The 2,500-nt window shown below is 40.9% G+C and carries 4 protein-coding genes (2 of these 4 only partly in view); 3 read left to right on the top strand and 1 reads right to left on the bottom strand.

Going from position 1 to position 2,500, the window contains the following annotated elements; all coding sequences use genetic code 11:
• From QC759_RS01900 to QC759_RS01890, 3 genes are all read left to right on the top strand, one after another.
• Positions 1–139, top strand: partial view of a metallophosphoesterase family protein gene (locus tag QC759_RS01900; RefSeq protein ID WP_048072359.1) — the end only. It extends 668 nt beyond the left edge of the window; only the last 139 of its 807 coding nucleotides appear in the window; the start codon falls outside the window, past its left edge; its stop codon occupies positions 137–139.
• Positions 140–297: 158 nt separating this feature from the next.
• Entirely contained in the window at positions 298–912 is a 615-nt protein-coding gene (locus tag QC759_RS01895; RefSeq protein ID WP_048072358.1) for a hypothetical protein, read from the top strand.
• A gap of 71 nt (positions 913–983) precedes the next feature.
• Positions 984–1,886 (top strand): phosphate signaling complex PhoU family protein, encoded by a 903-nt coding sequence (locus tag QC759_RS01890; protein ID WP_048072357.1) that lies wholly within the window; start codon positions 984–986, stop codon positions 1,884–1,886.
• 370 nt (positions 1,887–2,256) lie between these two features.
• Here the strand turns inward: QC759_RS01890 and QC759_RS01885 are convergent, their stop codons facing one another.
• Positions 2,257–2,500, bottom strand: the 3' portion of a protein-coding gene (locus tag QC759_RS01885) for a citryl-CoA lyase (protein WP_048072356.1). 566 nt of this gene lie beyond the right edge of the window; only the last 244 of its 810 coding nucleotides appear in the window; its start codon lies beyond the right edge, outside the window — the gene reads right to left on this strand; the stop codon is at positions 2,257–2,259.

Below are 2,500 nucleotides of genomic sequence, written 5' to 3'. Positions count from 1 at the left end.
TAAGGATGGAGAAGTGTTGGTTAATTTGGTTAAGACTGAAACTGGGAGTAAAAAAGTGATGGCGCATTATTCCGTGGAAGTGCGTGATGAATCCCTCTTAATCCAATCTTATACTCACAACTCCATACATCAGGTATGATCATTTAGAAAGGAAAATCATTAAATCCTAAATCACATAACATTTGAAATTTCAATACATTTAACAATCTTTTAACAGAGATTTACTAAATAAAGATTAACCAAATCATTCACCGAGATTTACTAAATAAAATTGGAATGAAATGAGTTTGCGATAGAATGTCAAAAAGTTTAGATATAATAATGGCCGGAATTATTTCCGGAATAGTGGCCTTCACCACCTCTCAGCTGGGAATAGCCGGGACCATAATTGGTGCAGTAATAGGTTCCATGCTCTATCAGTTTATGAGCCATGTTTTTAAGGACCCTATAGAAAATGTGAACACTTTAAAGACCCAGAGGGTGGAAAGCAGTATATTTTATGTTTTTCCCCTGGTGATAATCCTGGGGATAGAGATTATATATCTCCTATCTTCAGTTTACCACATGCCGGGTGAATTATTCCAGTCCCTGGAAACCGCCACGGGATGGAACCTGTTTAGAACCATTGGGGTGGGGCTCATTGTAATGGGAGTTTATCCCCTGCTGGAACCAGAGCGCATACCCCCGATCTACGGTGTGGCAGTGCTGGGTGTGGGTGTGGTGAAACTCATGGCAGGATTTGTGGATTATAATTCTCCAATTGTGGCCTTGTATTCCCCCATCTTCCATCAATTCAGTGAATTGATCTCCATAATACTCATAGCGGTGCTGTTATATGTGATAGTAGCACTGATCCAGGATTCAGTTAATATTTCCAGTAAAGAAGATCCAAGTTTCAAGGAAATAGAATAAAACCATTAAATAGTGATAATCTTTGACTTTAAGTTGTGGATGCAAATCTCTCTTATCAGGGCAATGATAAAATGACTAACCGAGCAAAAAACAGTACTCTCAAGGCAGTTCTGGAGGTAATTTTATACGATAATCCTGCTACCCAGGATGAAATAGCAGATAAACTGGGATTAACCCGGAGGTACGTCACTAAACTGTTGCAACCCATGATCAAGGAGGGTGTGGTTCGCCGGGCTTACATCCTGGATCTCAAGAAATTCGATGAATTTTCCGAAATGTTCGATGAGGAGAAAACTTCCCGGGAACACGCCGGAACCTTTCTCATAAAGGACATGCTCCGGGACATGGCCAAACACATCTGCCGACAGTTTGACATGTCCTTTGAAGCCCTGTCACAGTACGATGCCGAAATGGCTGAAGAAGCCCTGAAATTGGATTACATTTCTAACAACATGCACGAAAAGATTCGTTCCTCGGTGGAAACCGTGATATCCATCAACCCCTACTCCGAGTTCAGTAAAACCATGATCATGGGGGAAGTGGGTTACGATCTGGAGCGCATTGCCGACCATACCTGTCACATTGCCAACTTCGCCCTCCATGAATCTGATCCCATTAGTGAGGAGATGATGGAAATATTAAAATCCATGTACAAGACCTCGCGTAAAATGGTTAACCAGTCCATGGAATCATTTTTAGACGAGCGTCTGGAACTTAAAGATAAGGTGATGGACTACGAGGAAAAGATCCACGAACTCCAGAGAAAGGCCCTAAACAACATCGCCACCCAGATGGCCGAGGATGACGTCATGGATAAGGACCGATCCAACTATTATCTCTCCTTATCCCGTGTGGTTAAGGCTTTTGAACGTATAGGGGATATATCCATCGAGATAATCGACACTTCCGGAGAATTCTACCGTAACATACCCCGTACCACCACCCCGGAGCGCTTCCGCCGGATGAATCTCTGATTACTTTTCTAGTTGGATCCTGTACTACTGTATTGCATCCTGTACTTTTTTTATCTACATTTTGTACTTTTATCCACATTTTTTGTACTTTTTTATTACATCCGGGCACTGTTTTTCTCCACATTTTCATTAATCAATTGTTTAAGAAGTGCAGGTTTTTTTAAGATGTTGCCCATTTTTGTCAGATAATTTCTCCAAAAGTGAACGTATCGCCAATGATAATGGGGCCTAATTATAATTAAAAAAACGAATTTCTGGCCTTGGTTTTTAACCGGAGATGAGGGGGAGTTCTGTTTTAATTAATTTTTAAATGGGTGAGTGATTACTATAATGAGTGGTATTAAATCTCGTTCAAATGAAATAATAAATGTTAAAATGAATTGATCCCGTCATTTCCGGGTTTTAGATCCTCTGAATCCAGGAGTTTTCTAAATGGATCTTCCCGGGTTTTTTCTTCCTGAATGTGGGCTAAAAGTCCAGGAATTCGGCCAACAATGAATATACCACACCCCACTCTCCAGTCGAATCCTAGGTCTGAGAGTAATGCTGCATTGGCTCCGTCGATGTTCATCTTAATTCCTTTTCTTTCATGGAGAATGTCCTGAATGGACATG

Origin of the sequence: Methanobacterium formicicum (assembly GCF_029848115.1) — an archaeon.
GTDB classification, from domain to species: domain Archaea; phylum Methanobacteriota; class Methanobacteria; order Methanobacteriales; family Methanobacteriaceae; genus Methanobacterium; species Methanobacterium formicicum.
This window is presented reverse-complemented; position numbering and strand designations above follow the sequence as displayed.

What these genes read in the sequence shown, in the direction of transcription:
- QC759_RS01895 (WP_048072358.1), top strand. Translation starts at nt 298, where the DNA reads ATGTCAAAAAGTTTAGATATAATAATGGCCGGAATTATTTCCGGAATA.
- QC759_RS01890 (WP_048072357.1), top strand. Translation starts at nt 984, where the DNA reads ATGACTAACCGAGCAAAAAACAGTACTCTCAAGGCAGTTCTGGAGGTA.